Source organism: Halochromatium glycolicum (assembly GCF_016584085.1).
In the GTDB taxonomy this organism is placed as follows: Bacteria; Pseudomonadota; Gammaproteobacteria; order Chromatiales; family Chromatiaceae; genus Lamprobacter; species Lamprobacter glycolicus.
This window is the reverse complement of the sequence record NZ_NRSJ01000007.1, coordinates 19,983-37,878: the sequence shown is the minus strand read 5'-3', so window position 1 is coordinate 37,878 and position 17,896 is coordinate 19,983. Positions and strand designations below refer to the sequence as shown.

The following is a 17,896-nucleotide window of genomic DNA, read 5'->3' as shown; positions in this document are numbered from 1 at the left end:
TGGGCCCCTCGACCATGCCGGCAGTGGTTCCGGTCGAAACATCGATACGGCATCGAGGTCCAGCTGAATCGAGGCGGAGCCAGCGTCGCTCTAACGTTCACGGCACAGTGCCACCCTGGACGATGTGTGTCGCGTGATGCTCGGTAAGCGAGAATCGGCGACTCCGTCAGCCGTTCCAGAAGGCTAACCCTGGCCCGAGTGAAAGCGTCAATCTCCTGAGCCCGCCGTCTGCCCGAATGACGCATTCCGAGCCCGACGTTGTTAGATCGATCCGGCCGGCCACCAAACCCGCGAGATGAAACTCTCGGTCATCGTTCCCACCCGCTGCTGCGATGAGCGCGTCGCGCGGCATCTCGCGCTGACGCGTCGACGACTCCCCGACGCGCAGCTCATCGTCGTCGAGCCAGAATCGGAACCGGAATCGGAGCCGGAATCGGAACCAGGGCCAGAGCCAGGGCAAGAACCGGAGCCAAGGACCGACATTCGGGAAGCGCCAACGCCGGCATCGACACAGGAGCCGCCAGAACGCAACGCGGCCCTCACTCGGGCGCTGCGCGACACCAGTACGACGTTGACCCAGGGGCTGCGAGGACGCGGTACTCAGTGCAATGCCGGAGCAAAGCGCGCGACCGGCGAGCTGCTGCTCTTCCTGCACGATGACACGCAGCTGCCGGATGCGGCGGGCTCGATCATCGCCCGAGCCTTCGAGTCCAGCGAAACCGAGATCGCCTGTTTTCGGCTGGCGTTCGACAGCCCGCATCCGCTGCTGCGCTTCTATGCCAGCTTCTCCGCGATCGACTCCTTTCTGACCAGCTTCGGCGACCAGGGCATCCTGATCCGGCGCGAGCTGTTCGACCGACTCGGCGGTTTTCCGGACTGGCCGCTGTTCGAGGACGTCGAGCTGCTGCGGCGGGCGCGACGACAGGCCCGAGTTCGTAAGCTGCCTGCGGCAGTCACGACCTCGGCGGTGCGCTTTATCGACCGCGGCATCGTCCGCCAGCAGCTGCTGAACGCGGAACTCATGCTGCGCTTCGCGTTCGGAGCAGATCCCGAATCACTCCGCAGGCGTTACGAGCGCCGTCGCACCTGATCGCGCCACGCGCAGACACGCTGGCCTGACCGGAACCGAACTGATGACCCCTGACTTGATCGTCGGCCTGATCGTTCTGACGCTGCTGCTGGTCCTCGAGGGAACCGTCCCGTTCTACGTCGACCGCGCGCACCGGGTGCGACATGGGCTGCGCAACGGTTCCCTCGCGCTGCTCAATGCCGGTATCGGGGCGCTGCTCGCGCCGCTGCTCGTACTGGCGGCCGAGTCCTCGTCCCGGCATCAGTTCGGCCTACTGCACCAACTCGGGATGCCCGGCATCCTCGGCGCCGTGCTCGCCGGCGTCCTGACCATCGTCCTATTCGATCTCTGGATGTACGGCTGGCACCGCGCCAATCACCGCGTGCCGCTTCTCTGGCGCTTCCACCAGGTGCATCACACCGATACGGCAATGGACGCGACCACCGCGCTGCGCTTCCATCCAGGCGAGCTTCTAATCTCGTCGCTATTGAATCCGCTCGTGGTATTCCTGCTCGGGATCGGCCTGGCTCAGCTCACGCTCTACAAGGCCCTGATGCTGACCGTAATCCTGCTCCACCACAGCAACGTTGCGCTGCCGGCGTGGCTCGAGACGCGACTGCGTGCGCTCATCGTTCCCCCGTCGATGCATCGCGTGCATCACTCGCGCATCCCGGACGAGACCAACTCGAACTACGGCAGCCTGTTCTCGTTCTGGGACCGCCTCTTCGGCAGTTTCCGGCTGCGCTCCAATCTGAGCCAGGTGCAATTCGGGACCGGCCGACATGATGAACCGGAGTGGCAGGCCGTGCCCAAGCTGCTGCAGCTCCCACTCACTGAGACGCGTGTCCCCGAATCGCTACCGCGGTGAACGCCCGCGCATGGCTCCTGCTCGCGCTCGGCTCGCCTGGACGCCCGAGTGCGTGAACCCGCGCCACGCGGCCATCGCGTTGGCCGAGCCCGCCCGCTGCCGCGTGGTACTGCCACTCCCTTGAGTGTCACTGACTGATTCTGAAGGGCGCTGCGTGGCAGGCGCGCACAAAAAAGCCGACACGAAGCCGGCTAAGTTGTTGATTGAAATGGAGGCTGAGGTCGGAATCGAACCGGCGTCCACGGCTTTGCAGGCCGCTGCATAACCACTCTGCCACTCAGCCAGACCCTCTAGTTTAAGGCCAGAGCCAGCGTTTGTCACGTCGGCGGTTATGATCGCGCTTGGTCGAACAGTGGTGCGCGCGTTACCATCTACGGTGCTCGGCCCTCGTAGCTCAGCAGGATAGAGCAACCGCCTCCTAAGCGGTAGGTCGCAGGTTCGAATCCTGCCGAGGGCGCCAGCTTCACCACCAATAGCCGCCAACAGCACCCGAGAAGGGCCGCCAAGGTTCTAATCTGGAAGCTTTTTTATACCAGTTGCTCGCTGTTACGCGCTCTTGTTGGTTACCAGCAAAGCCACTGGTAACTATGTTGGTCAAAGCAACCAACAACGCAGCGCTACCAACATGCGATCAACGAACAAGCTGAGAGCGGCCCAACTCAAGAGCGTCCGCCCAGGACCGCGCGACATCAAACTCGCTGACGGTGGCAGGATGTTCCTGCTGGTGCGGCCCAGCGGCACCAAGCGGTACAGGCTCGCCTCCCGATTCGCTAGCGAGTAGAAAAGCCATCAGCCTCGGCATCTACCCCGAGACTACAACGGCCCCACCTTCGGGCCGGAGGCTGTCACGTTATCGTCTTGCTTAATTCATATAGCTTTCAAACCGGACTGGTAAAACGCTACGTGCGAGAGCGCCCCCTGCACCGAGGCAGGCGGCCGCGGGGCGTGGAAGGCGTTCTCCAATCCGACCTTCGTGCACGGAATCGTGCAGCGATTCAGGTCTTAACGCTAAACCGAACCTGTATCCGGGAAAGCACAATGCGAGAACTCAAGCTGCGCACGATCGTTCTAGCCACATCAGCCGCCCTTGCTGCCGCGATGGCGGTCTCACCTGTCAGCGCGGAGACCCCTGAAGCACCCGGCCAGGGCGCCAACGCCCCGACTGCCAAGAACATCATCCTCATGGTGCCCGACGGATTGGGCATGTCCTACGTCACCGCCACCCGCATCTTCTTGAATGGTCCCGACGGTGATCCCCTCTATTTCGAGACCCTTCCGCAGATCGGTTATCAACGCACCCATTCGGCCGACAGCACCGTAACCGATTCGGCCGCCGCCGGCTCGGCCTGGGCCACCGGTGAGAAGTTCAACAACGGCGAGGCATCCTGTCACAGCGATGGTCTAACCTGCCTTGAAAGCCCGCCGACCATCCTCGAGCTGTCCAAGGCTGAGGGCAAGATGACCGGCCTGGTCGCCACCTCGACCATCACCCATGCCACGCCTGCAGTCTTCGGCGCGCACAGTCACTCGCGTCAGTGCCAGGCGGAGATCGGCCGGCAGCTCGTCGAAGTAACCGGCGTCGACGTCCTGCTGGGCGGTGGCATCGGCGGCAACAGGGACGGTTACAACTGTGAGCAGTATCCCGGGCAGGACCCAAATAGCGTACTCGCCCTGGCCCAGGGCCTTGGCTACACCTATGTCATGGACGAGACCGCAATGAACGACGCCGTTGCCGCCGGCGACGAGAAGATCCTCGGCCTCTTCACCCCGGGCGGTAAGACCCCCGAGATGTTCCGCGTCGACCCCGAAGAGACTTACCCCCTCGGTGAGCCCACGCTACCCGAGATGACGACGGCCGCCCTAGACGTGCTCGAGGAGTCGAACCAGGGCTTCTTCCTGATGGTCGAGGGCTCCCAGATCGACTGGGCCGGCCATGCCAATGACCTGGACTACCTGCTCGCCGAGACCATCGCCTTCGACGAGGCGGTCCAGGTGGTTCAGGACTGGATTGCAGCCGATCCCGCACGCGAAGAGCAGACCCTGCTGATCGTGGTAGGCGACCACGAAACCGGGGGCATGATGATTAACGGTCCTTACGGCGAGCTCTCCGAGCCGGGCGATAAGATCGAGGACGGCTGGACCTCCGGCGGCCACACCGCACAGGATACCTTCATCTGGAGCCAGGGTCCCGGTAGCAGCCTCCTCGGTGGTGTCTTGCAGAACACGGATCTGTTCGACGCGATGGAGAGCGTACTCCAAACGAACTAAGTGGCTGTCCATTTTCTACTTCCCGATGATCGTCCAACAGTGCCCCTCAAATCGGGAAGACGTTGATGGACAGTTTCTAAGATGAGGCTGCGGGCCGCCGCTGAGCATGGCAAACCCAGGCTTACCGCGGCTCGCAGCACGCAGTCCTAACGAATGGCGGTCTTAGGCGCGCACTGCCTAACCCCATTGGACTCAGACGCTTCCCGGCTGTCCGTCTGGTAGCGGCCACGTTCGCTGTGGGCAGCCTCCCCGCAATTCATCCCCGGGCACGCCGGTTATTGTCCCGAGCAGCCTTCAATCTGATTCAAGCGGCTGCGGTTCCCGCGTACAACGCGCAAATGCCGGTTGTCGGGCATCCAGCAGGTCGTCCCAGAGGGTAATGCCTGCCATAACCGGGCAGTGATCCCCGAGGAATACGGCTCATCCTTCACCGCGTATGCGCGAACCACCCCGACCTCAACGGCCTGCGGGCGCACAACGATGATGCGTCTAACCGCTGACCAACACCGACAAGTTTTCCGTATCGCGAGGACGCATCAACCGTGGATTGCTGGCCCCGCCAATGGGTGGGGGCCGGAGGCTGTCACGTTATCGTCTTGCTTAATTCATATAGCTTTCAAACCGGACTGGTAAAACGTTACGTGCGAGAGCGCCCCCTGCACCGAGGCAGGCGGCCGCGGGGCGTGGAAGGCGTTCTCCAATCCGACCTTCGTGCACGGAATCGTGCAGCGATTCAGGTCTTAACGCTAAACCGAACCTGTATCCGGGAAAGCACAATGCGAGAACTCAAGCTGCGCACGATCGTTCTAGCCACATCAGCCGCCCTTGCTGCCGCGATGGCGGTCTCACCTGTCAGCGCGGAGACCCCTGAAGCACCCGGCCAGGGCGCCAACGCCCCGACTGCCAAGAACATCATCCTCATGGTGCCCGACGGATTGGGCATGTCCTACGTCACCGCCACCCGCATCTTCTTGAATGGTCCCGACGGTGATCCCCTCTATTTCGAGACCCTTCCGCAGATCGGTTATCAACGCACCCATTCGGCCGACAGCACCGTAACCGATTCGGCCGCCGCCGGCTCGGCCTGGGCCACCGGTGAGAAGTTCAACAACGGCGAGGCATCCTGTCACAGCGATGGTCTAACCTGCCTTGAAAGCCCGCCGACCATCCTCGAGCTGTCCAAGGCTGAGGGCAAGATGACCGGCCTGGTCGCCACCTCGACCATCACCCATGCCACGCCTGCAGTCTTCGGCGCGCACAGTCACTCGCGTCAGTGCCAGGCGGAGATCGGCCGGCAGCTCGTCGAAGTAACCGGCGTCGACGTCCTGCTGGGCGGTGGCATCGGCGGCAACAGGGACGGTTACAACTGTGAGCAGTATCCCGGGCAGGACCCAAATAGCGTACTCGCCCTGGCCCAGGGCCTTGGCTACACCTATGTCATGGACGAGACCGCAATGAACGACGCCGTTGCCGCCGGCGACGAGAAGATCCTCGGCCTCTTCACCCCGGGCGGTAAGACCCCCGAGATGTTCCGCGTCGACCCCGAAGAGACTTACCCCCTCGGTGAGCCCACGCTACCCGAGATGACGACGGCCGCCCTAGACGTGCTCGAGGAGTCGAACCAGGGCTTCTTCCTGATGGTCGAGGGCTCCCAGATCGACTGGGCCGGCCATGCCAATGACCTGGACTACCTGCTCGCCGAGACCATCGCCTTCGACGAGGCGGTCCAGGTGGTTCAGGACTGGATTGCAGCCGATCCCGCACGCGAAGAGCAGACCCTGCTGATCGTGGTAAGCGACCACGAAACCGGGGGCATGATGATTAACGGTCCTTACGGCGAGCTCTCCGAGCCGGGCGATAAGATCGAGGACGGCTGGACCTCCGGCGGCCACACCGCACAGGATACCCCCATCTGGAGCCAGGGTCCCGGTAGCAGCCTCCTCGGTGGCGCCCTGCAGAACACGGATCTGTTCGACGCGATGAAGAGCGTACTACCCCAAACCTCGCTCGGCGACGTGGATGGCAACGGTGTTGTGGATCGGAACGACGTGACGGCGATCCGCGGCTATCTGCGCCAGCCCGCGAGTCGCTGTCCGGCCTGCGACCTCGACGACGACGGCGCCATTACGGTTCGCGATGCGCGTCTGCTCGTCCTTGAGCTGAGGAACTAGTCTCTGTTGGCGCCGGCGACCTATTGGTTGGTGACCGGCGTCATCTCATGCCACAACCATCTTTCCGTCAGTCCTTTGCCCAGTCCGGGTGGAGGCATTAACGTTCCGGGAGACTCCATCATGTTTAAATCTGTTGTTACGCTTGCTGGCCTGCTTTCGACCCTGACTCTTCCCGCGACCGCCTTCTCGGCGACGATTTCTGCACTGACTCCGGCGCAGCCGATTGGCGTTGGTGATCAGACGCAGGTCAACCTGCGCATCTCAGGACTCGAGGCGTTCACCGCGCCGTCACTAGGAGGCTTCGACTTGAGCGTTTCCTACGATGATAGTGTCGTGTCGTTGACCGATGTGAGCTTCAGCACCTGGTTGGGGACCTCATTTCAGAACGAGATACCTGCGGCTGACAGCGTCGACTTGTTCGAACTGTCGTTGGAGTCTCCAGAGTTTCTCGAAAGCCTGCAGCCGGATGCCTTCCTGCTCGCGACGCTCTTGTTTGACGGGGTTGCTCAGGGCACGAGTGACATTGGTATCAGCAACCCTCTGGGACTGGAGTATGCCCTGACCGACGCTGTCGGGCAGGCCCTCGCGGTGGATACCGTGGATGGCAGCATCACAGTGGTCCCCCTGCCGGCGGCGGCTTGGCTGTTCGGCTCGGCTGTGATCGGCATGGCCGGTCTCGGGTGGCGCCAAAGGGCGGGTTGAGTTCCAACCCTAAGCTATTAGAGACAGCTTGTTGAGAGTCCGGCCGCCGCCATGGCGGCCGGCATATTTAAGCGCTCATAGCCCGCTCCGGCCTCGGACGGCGGCGGTTAGCCGATCGTCAAGAGCAGGCTGTGGTGGTTGCCCCTAACAAAAGCAGTTGGCCCCACGTGATCGCCGAAGCGGCCCCTATGAGGTGCAAATAGGCGTGTGAATGGCCATCACGACAGTCCCCATGCCTCACCACCGCTGACATTGTCGTGCAGACTCGGACCGACCGATCTACGTTGGCGAGTTCAGGATTTGATTCTCCTAGAGAGTCTTGAACTGGAATCCGAGATCCCGAAAGGCCACCCGCTTTCTCATAAGAGTGGGATAATGGCTGCTTCGCACAGCGAGTGTGCGAGATCAGATCATCGATAGGGATCGCCGACCTCTCCCCCACCGGCTTCATTGGACCAAGTCCATCTCGAGCGCCTAGGCCCGCTGCGGCTGTTGACGGCCACTGATGCAGCCACCAGGATGACGGTCGGTCGCGCAAGCCCCTAACGATTCCAGCTCGAGACCCGTCCTGTGGCAGAGACTGCGCCGCCGGTCTTTTCCGGCCCAGCCAAGGCACTGATCATCTTTGCCGCCTTCGTCGTGGCGGTCGCCGGGATGCGTGCCGCGTCCGGTATCCTGGTACCACTGATGCTCGCGATGTTCGTCGCCAGCATCTGCGCGCCGGCATTCTTCGCGATGCAACGCCTGCGTATCCCCCCTGTGGCGGCGATCATGATCTTGCTGCTCGCGCTGGTGCTCATCGCGATGCTGACCGTCCCGATCATCGAGGTCTCGCTCCGCGGCCTGCAAGAGCGGCTTCCGACCTACCAGACGGTTGTCCAGCGCCAGTTCGAGGGCCTCTTGCAGTGGCTCGAAGGTTTGGGAGCCGATGTCGACGAGCAAGAGCTCAGGGCGTTACTGGACTGGCGCTCGGCATTTGCCTTTGCGAGCTCCTCGCTGGCCAGGGCTACTGGATTAGTAGGTCAGACCTTTTTCGTACTCCTGTTGACGGCCTTTATCCTGCTCGAGGCACAATACCTTCCGCACAAGCTGCGAGGCAGCCCGGAATTCTCGCCTGTATTCTGGCGCCGGTTCGAGCAGGTCCTCAGTGATGTGCGCGGCTACATGACGATGAAGACCTTGACGAGCCTGCTGACCGGTGGGCTGGTGCTGCTTTGGGTCTTCACGCTGCAGATCGACTTCGCGCCGCTGTTGGGCTTTCTGGCCTTCGTACTCAACTACATCCCGGTGTTCGGCTCTGTTCTCGCCGGTGTGCCCGGCGTGACGCTGGCCTTGGTCCAGCATGGTCCCTGGACGGCGCTGCTTTGCGCCGTTGGATACATTGCCATCAATGTCGGCGTGAGTAACATCATCGAGCCCCGTTTCATGGGGCGCGGACTCGGACTCTCGCCGTTGGTGGTCATCTTCTCGCTGGTGTTCTGGGACTGGGTCTTCGGCCCGGTCGGCATGCTGTTGTCCTTGCCGCTGACGATGATCGCCAAGATCGCGATGGAGGGCTTCCCTGAATCCCGCTGGGTGGCCGCCTTGCTCAGCGGAGCGCGGCAGAGCCCACTACCGTCGGCGCAGGAGGCCGCGCCCAGCGTGGAGCCGGCGCGAAGACCCGAGCAGGGACCTGACCCGTCCAGTTGAAGCTCGGAAGCATTGGCTCACCCAGGGCCGACGAGGCGTTAGTCGATCGCCTCATGCTGTCGACAGGCCGTGCTATCGTTCTGCGTTCGGTGTCCCATTTCCTGAGACCAAGTGAAAGAACTGACGCACTTCAACCACGCCGGCGAGGCGCAGATGGTCGACGTCGGCGCCAAGGGCGAAAGCGAGCGGGTCGCGACCGCGGCAGGCTGCATCCGGATGCAACCCGAGACGCTGCAGCTGATCCAGTCCGGCGGCCACAGCAAAGGCGACGTGCTCGGCATCGCGCGCGTCGCAGCCATCATGGGCGCCAAGCGCACCGCGGAGCTGGTTCCGCTCTGTCATCCGCTTGCACTGACACGCGTCGACTGCAGCTTTGAGATCGCGGACGCGCCACCCGCGGTGGCCTGCCAAGTGACGGTCGCGACCCGGGGGCGCACCGGCGTCGAGATGGAGGCCTTGTGCGCGGTGCAGATCGCGCTACTGACCGTCTACGACATGTGCAAGGCCGTCGATCGCGGCATGGTCATCGACGCTGTGCGCCTGCTCGAGAAACGCGGGGGCCGCAGTGGCCACTGGCGCGCCGCTCCGGAGGCCGATCCCGGTACCGAAGCATGAGCAGGGACCCGAACCGCTCGCAGACCAATGCGTTTTTCCAGCGCGCCGCGTTCTTATCAGCAGCCGCTGACCTGGCTGCGACACCGCCCGACAGCGGCCATGAGGTGGCATTCGCAGGGCGCTCCAACGCCGGAAAATCCAGCGCGATCAATGCACTGTGCCACCAAAAGGCGCTCGCGCGCACGAGCAAGACGCCCGGTCGGACCCAGCAGCTGATCTTCTTTCGGCTCGACGATGAGCGCCGGCTCGTGGATCTCCCGGGCTATGGCTTCGCGCGAGTCTCCCTAACGATCAAGCATCAATGGCAGGCGCTGATGGAACGCTATCTGGAGCAGCGCGACTCACTCAAGGGTCTGGTGGTCATGATGGATATCCGCCACCCGCTGACCGCGATCGACCAGCAGATGATCGGCTGGGGCAGCGCCGCCGAGCTGCCGCTGCTGCTGCTGCTGACCAAGGCCGACAAGCTCAAGCGTGGCGCGACGGAGCGGAGCCTAAGGGACGTGCGTAAGGCGCTGGCGTCGACCCCGGTGCCCTTGGAGGTACTCGCCTTTTCAGCAGTGACCCGGGTCGGTCTGGAGGCAACGCAGGCGCGAGTGAGCGAATGGTTGGAGCTCGCAGAGCCTGAGGCCGAGCGCGATCGGTCAGGCGCGAGCGCTTTGCCAGCAAACCATCGCGCCCGGTAAAACCACCGCTGCAAGAATGGCCGCCCAAGCCGCCACGCTCGAGGCGGCTGTTCACCCGATCCGGCGCGGCCAGGACCGGGTACGCTTGCGATTCCAGCTCAGAATTCGCCGGCCGCGGCGCCTCGCATCATCGCCTGGAGCGTATCGCGGACGCCGATTGCTGCCTGCTTGAGATCGGGGGGCAGCGCGCGACCGCCGTGGATCATGAAATCGAGGTTCATCGAATAGAGCCAGAGTTTGCCCTGCCGATCCTCGACCAACGCGATCCGGCAAGGCATGAAACCGCTGTAGTGGTTGCGGTACTCCAGCATCATCTTGCCGACCTGCGCATCACAGAACGACAGGAAGTTGACGTAGCGGTAATCCTCACCGGTCACCGCCTCGACCTGCTGATAGAAAGGCGATTCGCCAACGAACAAGAGGTTATTGGAGGTCGCGAGGCTCTTAAGTGAGGTGATCACATCCGCTGTGCTTAGGCCCTCCTCGACCGGCACCGACCACATCATCGCCCCGCCGGGGTCGCCGGTTTCGATCAGATCGGCGGCGAAATCGGCATAGGTACGAGCGAATGCCGGATCGAAACCGCTGAGGCGCGGTAGCAGCCAGACCACAGCGATCAGCAGTATGACGAGGGTCAGTGCGCCAATCAGCGCAAGGAGATTGCGAATCAGCTTCATCACGGCCTCGACAGTGGATCGCCTTTGCCGTACTGGTCAAGGAGCGCGCTGAGGCGCGCCTCGTCTACAGAGCGGGTCCAATCGCGTGCAGCCCCGCCAAAGCAACGGGGCTCACTCGGGAGCGATCCGGCCGGTGGCGGCCAATCAGCCGCTCCGGCCGGTTGACTCGACTCAGTTGGACCCGGCAGCAGCAGCGGGGCCTTGGCTCGGCGCGGCCGACGGTGCGGCAGGCGCACCAGGCATTGCCGGCGGCTCAGGCATCGCCGGCATTTCGGGCATCTCAGGCATGCCGCGCATAGGCGGCATCTCGGGCATATTCGGCATCCTGTGCATCTGCGGGCAGCCGGCAGCGCCCATGCGGCCACACTTCGGATGCATACCATGGTAACCGTAGCCAGGATAGCCGATCCCTGGGCCTTGTCCCGGATAGCCGTAGCCATAGCCGGCGCCGTACGAGGTCGGGCCTTGCGGTGCCGGAGGGGTCTCCGGCTGCATGGCGTTGCCGAACAGCGCCGCAATCGCCTCCTTCTGCTCGTCGGTCATCGACTCGATCGTCTCGCGATACTCCTTGTAACGCGCGAGCATCTCTTCACGACGCTTCTCGGCTGCGGCGCGCATCTCTTCGACACGCTTGGCACGCTCGGCCATGGCCTGCTCGTAGCGCTTCTTCATCTCGTCGCGCATCGACTGCATCGCCTCGGCGCTCGGCATCTCCGATGGCGCCGACTCGGCCGGAGCGGGGCTCGCCGCTTGCTCGGACGGCGCTGCGGCTGCGGCAGCGGGCTTGGCGTTGGCATCGGCGTCCGCCGGGGCAGCGGACTCTTCGGCAACGACTGCAGTGCTGAGGCTCAGTGACAGCGCGATCGCAGATGCGGCTGAGACGATTGGGTGCTTAGGGATCATCACGATAGTGCTCCTCTCTCTTGCGTGGTCTCTCGATGGAAGGACGTGGTGCAGCCCGATTCAGCGATCAGGATAGGCATTTGGGCGCAGCAAGCCCGAGGTCGCAGGCATCGGGCTATTGTTCGTTCTAATCGACCCCGAGGTCAGGCGTCGGCGGCCGGTTCTGTGCCGGATTCTGCATGTCGAGAGCGACCATAGCATGGTTGCCGAAAGCGAGAAAGCAACCGACGGGTGGATCGAGCAACTGCAGCGGCCCTGCCGGCAGCCCTGATGCAGCCCCGATGCGGCACTGATGCGGCACTGATGGCGACACAGCAAACGGCCTGCTGTCGGGATTGCCTGGCCGAACAGACTAAAATGTAGTCAATGCGAAAGCCAGCTCAACAGGCAGAGGAGCGAATCATGCGTATCGGCGACCTCATGACGGAAACCGGCGTCAAGTTTGGAACCAGTGGAGCCCGTGGCCGGGTCGAAGACATGACCGACCGGGTTTGCTATGCCTATACGCAGGGATTCGTGCGGTATCTGCTCGCGTCCAAAGGACTCGCCGATGGCGCCGAGGTCGGCCTTGCCGGCGACTATCGCGCCAGCAGCAGGCGCATCCTGACCGCCTGCGCCAAGGCGGTCACCGATAGCGGCTGTCAGGCTCGCTATCTCGGTCGCATCCCGACTCCAGCGCTTGCTGCCTATGGGATCGCTCAGGGCTGGCCGAGCATCATGGTCACCGGAAGCCATATCCCGGATGACCGTAACGGCATCAAGTTCAATCTCGCGAGCGGAGAGATCCTGAAGCAGGACGAGGAAGGAATCCGCAGCCAGCAGGTCGAGATACCGGCATCGCTGTTCGATACCTCAGGACGTTTCGCGGCCCCCTCCGAGGTCGCACTGCCCCGTGAAGACCCCTCAGCACTGGAGCACTACATCGCGCGCTATCTCCATTTCTTCCCCGATGACTGGCTCGCTGGGCTGCGAATCGGACTGTACGAGCACTCCAGCGTCGCCCGGGATGCCCTGTTCCGGGTACTGACCGGCCTCGGCGCCGCGGTGGAGCGGCTGGGCTTCTCTGAGACCTTCTTGCCGGTCGACACCGAGGCCATCCGGCCCGAAGACATCGCGCTAGCGCGCGAATGGACTGCAGATAGCCAGCTCGACGCCCTGGTCTCGACCGATGGTGACGGTGATCGACCGCTGGTCGGGGACGAGCGCGGCGAGTGGCTGCGCGGCGATATCGTCGGCGTCCTTTGTGCCCGCGCCCTCGGTGCTGCAGGGGTCGTCACGCCGATCAGCTCCAACACGGCACTCGAGCGCAGCGGCTGGTTCAGCGAGACGCTGCGCACCCGGATCGGCTCGCCTTATGTGATCGCCGGCATGCAGACGCTATCGGCGCGCGGCATCACCCCGGTAGTCGGCTACGAGGCGAACGGCGGCTTCCTGACGAACTCGGAGATCGACCATGAGGGCAGGCGGCTTGCCGCGCTGCCCACCCGCGATGCCGTGATCGTTGCGGTCACCGTCATCGGTGCAGCCCGTGCGAAAGGGGTGCCAGTCTCGGCACTTGGGGCGGAGCTGCCGCAGCGCTATACCTACAGTGATCGGCTCAAGGACTTTCCAACCCACCTCAGCGCCGAACGCCTTGCCGCATTTCGAACCGGTGATCAAGAGGCCGACCGCGCTGCTCTCGAGGCGGTATTTGGCGGTGAATTCGGTCCGGTCGCCGATGTGGATCACACCGATGGTATCCGCGCAACGCTCGCAAACGGCGATGTATTCCACTTGCGCCCATCGGGCAATGCGCCGGAATTGCGCGCTTATACCGAGGCGGCCAGCGTTGACCGCGCCCGCGAACTGAATCAACGCTGCTTGGCGATACTCGAGGGCTGGCGCGACTGAATGGCGGGCTCGAACCAGCAGGCCGCTCAGTGCCGCCGAACGCAAGCCGATCGGGGCACCAAGCGTTGATGCAAGGGAAGGATAGCGGTTAGAGCCGTCGCGATGGATGCGTGCAGCGGCCCGGTCGAATCAGCCCCCGATAGCGCTCGGCACGCGCCTCCAGGCGCGAAAGCGCCTTGGCGTCGAGCTGACGCTCGAAGTCCTGTAGTCTCGCATCGGCGGAATGCAGGCTCGGCAGATGAGGGTCCGCGACCATCCGGATCGCCTCCGGGTCGATGAGCCAGGCGCTCCCGCCGCTGAGCAAGACCTCCTTCGACAGGTTCAGCAGTCTTTCGCCGACCCGCCAAGGACGGTCGTAGACGGGCTCGATCCCGAGCATCGCGTCGGCGTGAAGCGCTAGTGGATGCTGTCCCGCATCGACCACCACGACCAGATCACCGACGTTCGCCGGCTTCAACGTCCAACCGCCCAGCACGGCCGGACTGATCACCGGCGCCAGCTCGCCGCGCAGATCGAACGCCCCGACGAGGTAATCCGGCGTCTCATCCAAAGCGGTCAGGCGCGGCAAGGATAGACAGGCCCGCATGAGTGCCGCGGCGACCGCGTAGGTGGTTCCAGCAAGCGAAAACACCACGCATTCCGGCGCCACGCCGAGAACCGAAGGCTCCGCTAGCGCTGTCGCTCTGGTGTCGCGTGAGATCATCGGACCGTTCCTCCCGACCAGCAAAGACTTGGGATGCCGGCGGACGCGCAGCAGGACAGTCTGCGCAGGCATCCATCCGCGTCATCTCCGTAAGCCTAGTCGAGGATTTCTGTTTTTCTTGCGGACGACGCCTTATTCCTGCGATTCGTCATTCCTGCGATTCGTCGTGCAAGAGCGGCCGCATCGCTTGCAATAGGTTGGCGAACAGGTGCGGGTGCTCCCCCTCCTCACGCGCCAATAACGCCTTCATGTGCTCGCGCCGGGTGGGCATCTGGAAACAGGCCGGACAGCTGTCCGGCACGACGGGTAGGTTCGCCGCAGTCGCGTAATCACGTGTCTGGCGCTCGCGGCAATAGACCAACGGGCGGATGATGCGGACATCGCCGGCGTCATTGCGATAGTGGGCCTTCATCGTGCGCAGCTGCCCGCCGTGGAACATCGACATCAGCAGACTTTCGGCTAGGTCGTCGAGGTGCTGCGCGAGCGCAAGGACGTTGTAGCCATGGAGCCGACACAATCGGTACATGATGCCGCGCTTCATCCGCGCGCAGTAGGCGCAAAAGGAGTCTCCGTCCATATGCTGCTGCGCCTGCTCCATGATCGGTTGGCGCTCGTAGTGCCAGCTCAGACCCAGCCGCCGGTACCAATCGGTCAGCGGCTCGGGCTCGAAGCCGGGCACCTCCGGATCGATCGTCAACACTGCGAGCTCGAAGCGCACCGGTGCATAGCGGCGCAGGTGGCGCAGCACCTCGAGCAGCGAGAGCGAGTCCTTTCCACCGGAAACCCCAAGCAGAATACGGTCCCCGTCACGGATCATCTGGTAGTCGGCAATAGCCCGACCAACCCGCCTCAGCAGGGACTTAGGCGGCCGCATCACAGAGGGCTCAGCGTGGTTCGACATCGAAGGGCGCGGAGAACAGCAGAGGGTGGAGCAGAGATGAAGCCATCCGACGGGTCAAGGGAACGCAGCGGCGCCAGCGATCTGGGCCGCGTCGAGCTTGCGGTGGGTCATTCGGACGGACAACGGTCTTAGAAGTCCTAACAGAATGACTCCTTCTGCTTGCAAATTCAGGAGCTTGCGCAAATCGAACGGCCGTTTTGATCGGGGCGCTTAGAGAAACGACGCGGCCAAACCGGGTGAGGGCTCAGTGACCGCCAACCGCGCGGCGACCAGCTGCTTCAGCGTCCTGACCAGAGGAGGCGCCGAGACGGCGGTTTCCACTGCGTGGCAAGAAGCGGTGCGGCTCGACCTGCCAACCGGCCTCCGACGCGATCAAGACCATACAGGAGGGACCGCCATAGGTGCGCGCCCGGCCAGCGGCACCCGGATTGAGCACCCACGGAAGCGCGTCGCGATCGTCGGCCATCCGATGGCTGTGGCCGTAGCAGATCGCGCGCGCATGCGGAAAACGGGCGCGCAAGCGCTGGTGGCGTCGAGCGGCAGAGACGCGATGACCGTGTAACAGGACGAGCTCGCCGCCAGGCAGCGCAACATGGGCTTCCCAGGGGATGCTGACCAACAGTTCCCGCTGGCCGTCCGGCCATTTGTGCGCCACATCATTATTGCCCAGCACGGCGTAGACGTGCCCTCCACGCGGCTGGAGCTGGGCCAGCACTTCGGCGTTGCCGATATCACCGCCATGCAGGGCGATATCGCAGCCGCTAACGATCGCGGCGATACGCGGGTCCAGAAACCCGTGCGTATCCGCGACGAGCGCAACCCGGACGGGGCTGCGGCCGGAATCACCGGCCGCGCCGCGCTCGGACGCAGCTGTGGCGAGACTCCCGATTGCTGCACGGCGGCGGGCATCCATCAGCCGATCGTCAGGACGAGCTTTCCGGTTGCGCCGCCCGCTTCGAGGCGCCGATGCGCTGCCGCAGCCTGCTCGAGCGGGAAGGTCTCAGCGACGTGAATGGTCAGCTTGCCGTCATCGAACAGCTCACCGCAGCGGCGTAGGATCTCGCCTTGATGGGCCAATGCCTCCGGTAGCCCCCCAAGCTGCGGCGTCAGCATCAGTTCGAGACTGATACGCAGATTCCGGTTGCGGGCCTCCTTCAGGTCCAGATCGCCGGCCGGGTCGAGGATGGTGACGAGATCGCCGTAGACCGCCATCGCCGGAATGGTTTGTCGAAACACCTCGGGGCCGACCGTATCGAACGCGACATCGACGCCGCGCCCGCCGGTCCAATCGGAGAGGCAGTGCAGCAGCGACTCCTCCTTGTAGTTGATCGCATATTCGGCACCCAGTTCGTGCACGAAGCTCGCCTTCTCAGGCCCACTGACGGTCGCGGCCACTCGCGCACCGGCGAGCCGCGCCAGCTGAATCGCCACATGACCGACGCCGCCAGCGCCGGCATGGATCAAGGCCTGCTGCCCCTGATGCAGGCCCGCGCGGTCGTAGAGCGCCTCCCAGGCCGTGATCAAGACCAGCGGCGCCGCCGCAGCCTGGACGAAATCGAGCGACGCGGGCTTCGGCTGGGCAACCTGCTCATCGACCACGGCATATTCGGCATAGTTGCCGCGCGGACCGCCGAGCCCGCCGTAGCAGAACCAGACCGCATCACCGGGCTTGAATCGGGTCACCCCTGCGCCGACGGCCTCGACAACGCCGGCCCCGTCGCAACCCAATACCGCCGTCAGCGTCTGCGGAACGAGGGTTCCACGAGACCGGATCTTGGTATCGACCGGGTTGACGCCAGCGGCCTCGAGGCGCACCAAGACGTCCGTTTCAGTGTCTAGCTCGGGTCGTGGCAGATCGACAAGAGAGAGCACATCCGGCCCACCCGGCTCGCGCATCTGTATCGCCTTCATTAGACCTCCTCAGCGGTTTTGCTTCGTCAGAAGCTTGTGTATAACTGCACGATGATCAAGTCTAAACAACTGCGCCGCGACCTGACATGGCTGAGCACCCTGGCATATCGCTGCCCACATAAGAGACAGAGGAGAAATGCCGAGCCTCGCCGCAACCCACGCAAGGCGGCACGCTGGGAGCACGTTGGGAGCACGCTGGGATTGGCGCAGCCCGGCTTCGAGCAAACCGGTGCAGCCGAACTTTGGCCGGCGCACAGCGCGCCGTCGCTTCCAAGCAAGAGGCGACGGCATCGATCCATCATTGAATCTTGCCTGATCCAATCGGGTGACGAGAACGACCAAAATGCAGATTGAGCACTGGCATCCCACCCAAGACGGGCCACTGAGCGAAGGGGCGTTGCGGCGCAAACTCGAGCGCCGCGGTTATCGCGTGTCACGATACGTCTATTCGCCCGGCATGTTCTTCCCGGCCCATGAACATGCTGAGGACAAGATCGATGCCGTCCTGTCGGGCCGCTTTCGGATCACCATGCAAGGCCGGGAAGCGATACTCGAGGCCGGAGACCTCGTGGTCGTGCCCAAGCATATCGAGCATACAGCCGAGGTGGTCGGTGACGATCCGGTCGTCAGCCTCGACGGCGTTCGTTCCTGATGAAGCTCAACACAGCTCCTCGATACTAAGAAACTGCCAGGCGCAGGCCTAGCACAGCCCCGGCTGGGCCCTCAGCGCTGTAGGAGCCCGCTTGCGGGCGACCAGACCCGCGCTCGCGGCGGCGAAGATCGCCCGCAAGCGGGCTCCTACCGCACGACCCTTGCGGGCAGCGAGAAGGGGTCTCGGGATTT

Annotated in this window: 16 protein-coding genes and 2 tRNA genes; 11 read left to right on the top strand and 7 right to left on the bottom strand. The window is 63.7% G+C overall.

Going from position 1 to position 17,896, the window contains the following annotated elements; genetic code table 11:
- Positions 1 to 295 precede the first annotated feature (295 nt).
- Positions 296 to 1,090, top strand: a complete 795-nt coding sequence (locus tag CKO40_RS05850; RefSeq protein ID WP_242476854.1) for a glycosyltransferase — start codon at positions 296 to 298, stop codon at positions 1,088 to 1,090.
- Between the two features lie 43 nt (positions 1,091 to 1,133).
- Positions 1,134 to 1,937 (top strand): sterol desaturase family protein, encoded by an 804-nt coding sequence (locus tag CKO40_RS05845; protein ID WP_200345264.1) that lies wholly within the window; start codon positions 1,134 to 1,136, stop codon positions 1,935 to 1,937.
- 209 nt (positions 1,938 to 2,146) lie between these two features.
- Here CKO40_RS05845 and CKO40_RS05840 read toward each other — a convergent pair.
- Positions 2,147 to 2,220, bottom strand: a tRNA-Cys gene (locus tag CKO40_RS05840).
- A gap of 100 nt (positions 2,221 to 2,320) precedes the next feature.
- Here CKO40_RS05840 and CKO40_RS05835 point away from each other — a divergent pair.
- From CKO40_RS05835 to yihA, 7 genes are all read left to right on the top strand, one after another.
- Positions 2,321 to 2,397: transfer RNA gene (locus CKO40_RS05835), tRNA-Arg, on the top strand.
- A gap of 578 nt (positions 2,398 to 2,975) precedes the next feature.
- Positions 2,976 to 4,205, top strand: a complete 1,230-nt coding sequence (locus CKO40_RS05830) for an alkaline phosphatase (protein WP_200345263.1) — start codon at positions 2,976 to 2,978, stop codon at positions 4,203 to 4,205.
- 776 nt (positions 4,206 to 4,981) lie between these two features.
- On the top strand, positions 4,982 to 6,376 hold the full coding sequence (locus tag CKO40_RS05825; RefSeq protein WP_200345262.1) for an alkaline phosphatase: 1,395 nt from the start codon (positions 4,982 to 4,984) through the stop codon (positions 6,374 to 6,376).
- 120 nt (positions 6,377 to 6,496) lie between these two features.
- On the top strand, positions 6,497 to 7,078 hold the full coding sequence (locus CKO40_RS05820; RefSeq protein ID WP_200345261.1) for a hypothetical protein: 582 nt from the start codon (positions 6,497 to 6,499) through the stop codon (positions 7,076 to 7,078).
- Between the two features lie 570 nt (positions 7,079 to 7,648).
- Positions 7,649 to 8,767, top strand: coding sequence for an AI-2E family transporter (locus CKO40_RS05815; protein WP_200345260.1), 1,119 nt, complete (start codon positions 7,649 to 7,651; stop codon positions 8,765 to 8,767).
- A gap of 111 nt (positions 8,768 to 8,878) precedes the next feature.
- A complete protein-coding gene (gene moaC / locus CKO40_RS05810; protein WP_200345259.1) occupies positions 8,879 to 9,382 on the top strand; it encodes a cyclic pyranopterin monophosphate synthase MoaC in 504 nt (167 codons plus the stop codon).
- Positions 9,379 to 10,068 carry a ribosome biogenesis GTP-binding protein YihA/YsxC gene (yihA, locus tag CKO40_RS05805; RefSeq protein WP_200345258.1) on the top strand — a complete coding sequence of 230 codons (690 nt, stop codon included), beginning with the start codon at positions 9,379 to 9,381 and terminating at the stop codon, positions 10,066 to 10,068. The genes moaC and yihA overlap by 4 nt, the downstream gene beginning before the upstream one ends.
- 98 nt (positions 10,069 to 10,166) lie before the next feature.
- On the opposite strand, the gene CKO40_RS05800 is transcribed toward yihA, so the two are convergent.
- Positions 10,167 to 10,745: a DUF302 domain-containing protein gene (locus CKO40_RS05800; RefSeq protein ID WP_200345257.1), complete on the bottom strand. Its 579-nt coding sequence runs from the start codon at positions 10,743 to 10,745 to the stop codon at positions 10,167 to 10,169.
- 171 nt (positions 10,746 to 10,916) lie between these two features.
- Entirely contained in the window at positions 10,917 to 11,651 is a 735-nt protein-coding gene (locus tag CKO40_RS05795; protein ID WP_200345256.1) for a hypothetical protein, read from the bottom strand.
- A 399-nt stretch (positions 11,652 to 12,050) separates the two neighbouring features.
- On the opposite strand from CKO40_RS05795, the gene CKO40_RS05790 reads away from it, so the two are divergent.
- Positions 12,051 to 13,538 (top strand): phosphomannomutase, encoded by a 1,488-nt coding sequence (locus CKO40_RS05790; protein ID WP_200345255.1) that lies wholly within the window; start codon positions 12,051 to 12,053, stop codon positions 13,536 to 13,538.
- A gap of 88 nt (positions 13,539 to 13,626) precedes the next feature.
- Here CKO40_RS05790 and CKO40_RS05785 read toward each other — a convergent pair whose 3' ends face one another.
- The 4 genes from CKO40_RS05785 to CKO40_RS05770 all read right to left on the bottom strand — a co-directional run bounded on the left by CKO40_RS05785 (position 13,627) and on the right by CKO40_RS05770 (position 17,053).
- Positions 13,627 to 14,241 (bottom strand): chemotaxis protein CheW, encoded by a 615-nt coding sequence (locus tag CKO40_RS05785; protein WP_200345254.1) that lies wholly within the window; start codon positions 14,239 to 14,241, stop codon positions 13,627 to 13,629.
- Between the two features lie 148 nt (positions 14,242 to 14,389).
- Positions 14,390 to 15,115, bottom strand: coding sequence for a PP-loop family protein (locus tag CKO40_RS05780; protein WP_242476853.1), 726 nt, complete (start codon positions 15,113 to 15,115; stop codon positions 14,390 to 14,392).
- 271 nt (positions 15,116 to 15,386) lie between these two features.
- The gene (locus CKO40_RS05775; protein ID WP_200345252.1) at positions 15,387 to 16,055 is read right to left on the bottom strand and encodes a metallophosphoesterase family protein; all 669 of its coding nucleotides are present in this window, start codon (positions 16,053 to 16,055) and stop codon (positions 15,387 to 15,389) included.
- Positions 16,055 to 17,053, bottom strand: a complete 999-nt coding sequence (locus tag CKO40_RS05770) for a zinc-dependent alcohol dehydrogenase family protein (protein ID WP_200345251.1) — start codon at positions 17,051 to 17,053, stop codon at positions 16,055 to 16,057. The genes CKO40_RS05775 and CKO40_RS05770 overlap by 1 nt, the downstream gene beginning before the upstream one ends.
- 343 nt (positions 17,054 to 17,396) lie before the next feature.
- On the opposite strand from CKO40_RS05770, the gene CKO40_RS05765 reads away from it, so the two are divergent.
- Positions 17,397 to 17,705: a cupin domain-containing protein gene (locus CKO40_RS05765; RefSeq protein ID WP_200345250.1), complete on the top strand. Its 309-nt coding sequence runs from the start codon at positions 17,397 to 17,399 to the stop codon at positions 17,703 to 17,705.
- The last annotated feature ends 191 nt before the right edge of the window (positions 17,706 to 17,896 follow it).

What these genes read in the sequence shown, in the direction of transcription:
- CKO40_RS05780 (WP_242476853.1), bottom strand. Translation starts at nt 15,115, where the DNA reads ATGCGGCCGCCTAAGTCCCTGCTGAGGCGGGTTGGTCGGGCTATTGCC.
- CKO40_RS05820 (WP_200345261.1), top strand. Translation starts at nt 6,497, where the DNA reads ATGTTTAAATCTGTTGTTACGCTTGCTGGCCTGCTTTCGACCCTGACT.
- CKO40_RS05785 (WP_200345254.1), bottom strand. Translation starts at nt 14,241, where the DNA reads ATGATCTCACGCGACACCAGAGCGACAGCGCTAGCGGAGCCTTCGGTT.
- CKO40_RS05770 (WP_200345251.1), bottom strand. Translation starts at nt 17,053, where the DNA reads ATGAAGGCGATACAGATGCGCGAGCCGGGTGGGCCGGATGTGCTCTCT.
- CKO40_RS05850 (WP_242476854.1), top strand. Translation starts at nt 296, where the DNA reads ATGAAACTCTCGGTCATCGTTCCCACCCGCTGCTGCGATGAGCGCGTC.
- CKO40_RS05800 (WP_200345257.1), bottom strand. Translation starts at nt 10,745, where the DNA reads ATGAAGCTGATTCGCAATCTCCTTGCGCTGATTGGCGCACTGACCCTC.
- CKO40_RS05765 (WP_200345250.1), top strand. Translation starts at nt 17,397, where the DNA reads ATGCAGATTGAGCACTGGCATCCCACCCAAGACGGGCCACTGAGCGAA.
- CKO40_RS05775 (WP_200345252.1), bottom strand. Translation starts at nt 16,055, where the DNA reads ATGGATGCCCGCCGCCGTGCAGCAATCGGGAGTCTCGCCACAGCTGCG.
- CKO40_RS05825 (WP_200345262.1), top strand. Translation starts at nt 4,982, where the DNA reads ATGCGAGAACTCAAGCTGCGCACGATCGTTCTAGCCACATCAGCCGCC.
- CKO40_RS05845 (WP_200345264.1), top strand. Translation starts at nt 1,134, where the DNA reads ATGACCCCTGACTTGATCGTCGGCCTGATCGTTCTGACGCTGCTGCTG.
- yihA (WP_200345258.1), top strand. Translation starts at nt 9,379, where the DNA reads ATGAGCAGGGACCCGAACCGCTCGCAGACCAATGCGTTTTTCCAGCGC.
- CKO40_RS05790 (WP_200345255.1), top strand. Translation starts at nt 12,051, where the DNA reads ATGCGTATCGGCGACCTCATGACGGAAACCGGCGTCAAGTTTGGAACC.
- CKO40_RS05830 (WP_200345263.1), top strand. Translation starts at nt 2,976, where the DNA reads ATGCGAGAACTCAAGCTGCGCACGATCGTTCTAGCCACATCAGCCGCC.